This window comes from Bartonella sp. AA83SXKL, from assembly GCF_042196965.1.
Taxonomy (GTDB): Bacteria; Pseudomonadota; Alphaproteobacteria; order Rhizobiales; family Rhizobiaceae; genus Bartonella.
Genome location: NZ_JBHIRG010000102.1, coordinates 1 through 1055, shown reverse-complemented (window position 1 = coordinate 1055; position 1055 = coordinate 1). Strand labels below are relative to the sequence as shown.

Below are 1055 nucleotides of genomic sequence, written 5' to 3'. Positions count from 1 at the left end.
AAAAGCATGTGGTTGTAGAGCTAGAGGATATGAGTCTCGATTTCCTTTGCTTTCACCATGCCATGGCAGTGTTCAGAGACCGCATCCAAGTTGGGGCACTAAACGGCTATTTAGAAGCCACACTGGAAGCTAATCCAGGTATTGCGAGATATGGTGTGTTTTTACCTCGGGGCTTAAAGGTCATTCTGCCTGAATTTGTTAGCCAAGAAAAGAATAGTGTGGTGAAAAGGCTATGGGATTAAGGCGTTCACATCCTTTTATTGAGGTGAGGGTGGGGGATAAACTTGTTCATGAGGTTTTTTACCAGCGTCTTTTAACGGCAACCATTACCGATCATGCCGGTAATGAAGCCGATACATTTGAAGCAGAGTTTGATGATAGTGGCAATGATTTAGAGGTTCCCTCAAGTAACAGTGCGCTACAGGTGATCTTTGGTTATGAGAACAGCATCAGTGCCTTTATGGGGCGTTTTGTTGTCGAATCGGTTGTAAGCTCAGGGGGTAGTGATGGAGAGATCTTGCGCCTTTGTGGCAAAAGCGCCTCGATGCGTAAAGAACTCAAAGAACAGGTGAGTGAACATTTTGACCACAAAACTGTTGGTGAGATTGTCGAGACACTTGCCAAACGCCATGGCTATCAAGCAAAAGTCAGTCCACAATTTATCAAACAAACTCTTCCTTATGTGATTCGTACAGATCAATCGGCGGTTGATTTTTTAACCCGTCTTGCGGACCGCATGCAGGCGCGTTTTTTAATCAAAGACCATAAGTTTTTATTTTTAAGCGGGGATAATTTACCAGCACTTGAACTTCATAAGCACGACTGTTCTAACTGGGAATTCACATTAGAGCCACGCACGCAATATGGCACTATTGAAGCTTCTTATTTTGATCGCGCAACAGGGCAGCAATGCCAAGTCAAGCATCAGACAGGGTTTAGCGGGCCTGTACGCCGTCTTCGCAGTTGTTATCCATGTCAAGAGGAAGCTTTATCTGCCGCTGCTTCCGAGTCGGACAGGTTGTGTCGTGCTGTGGGCAGTGGTTCTTTGACCCTTG

The 1055-nt window shown here is 45.5% G+C and carries 2 protein-coding genes; both read left to right on the top strand.

Features of this window, described 5'->3' with window-relative positions; translation table 11 throughout:
* A partial coding sequence (locus tag ACFINO_RS09925) for a tail protein X (protein WP_375655645.1) occupies positions 1–242 on the top strand: 242 nt, incomplete at its 5' end.
* Positions 233–1055: late control protein (locus ACFINO_RS09920; protein WP_375655643.1), on the top strand; the 823-nt coding region annotated here is incomplete at its 3' end. The genes ACFINO_RS09925 and ACFINO_RS09920, both read left to right, overlap by 10 nt.